The sequence below is a fragment of the Psychrobacter sp. 1Y4 genome (assembly GCF_051847555.1).
Map to the genome: position 1 here is coordinate 1 of NZ_JBPYDE010000427.1, position 774 is coordinate 774.

Genomic DNA, 774 nt, shown 5'->3' on the forward strand with positions numbered 1-774 from the left:
ATTTCTTAGCTTTTTTGGCGCCGGTATGTGATTGCTATGAGTTAACTGTTATATGGCGCTGTCGATATAATCTAGCCTAAATCTAATGGTTATATCCTTCTTCGGTACGTACTAGGCACATTTGTTATATCAACTATATCGTACCAAAACAATCTATAAAACTGGCGCTAATCCGAAACCAGCTGCCGCAAATGCTATTTAATAAAAACCTATCGAAACACAATAAGAGACTCTGCATGACCGTAAAGCCGTCCGTCCAAAATCATTCATCTATTTCTACTCAATCAGATAAACCCTTATCAAAACAAGAGACATCTGACCGCCTAATCATAGGCGATGCCATCTATAACTTAGCAGATCATACTCCGATGATGGTGCAGTATCTAACCATGAAAGCCAACTATCCACAAGCATTGCTGCTATACCGGATGGGTGATTTTTATGAGCTGTTCTTTGATGATGCTAAGTGTGCGGCGCAAATATTAGACATTACTCTGACGCGTCGTGGTACGGATAAAGCGGGCAACACGATAGCGATGGCGGGCGTTCCTTTTCACGCAGCCGATAGCTATATGGCGCGCCTAATCGCTGCTGGGCAAACGGTCGTCGTCTGTGAGCAAATTGACGAATCGACAACTACCAATGCTGGCAGTGCTAATAATAAGTCTAACGTCCCTGCGATGGGCGACAAGCAAAAAAAAGACAAAAGTAAATCGGCAGCTGGTAGCATTATGCGCCGTGAAGTGGTCAAAACGCTGACGGCAGGTACTATTA

The 774-nt window shown here is 43.7% G+C and carries 1 protein-coding gene; it reads left to right on the forward strand.

From position 1 onward, the window contains the following. Nucleotides 1-236 precede the first annotated feature (236 nt). Nucleotides 237-774 (forward strand): MutS N-terminal domain-containing protein (locus ACS8FC_RS16750; RefSeq protein WP_459112972.1); only part of this gene is annotated, 538 nt, incomplete at its 3' end.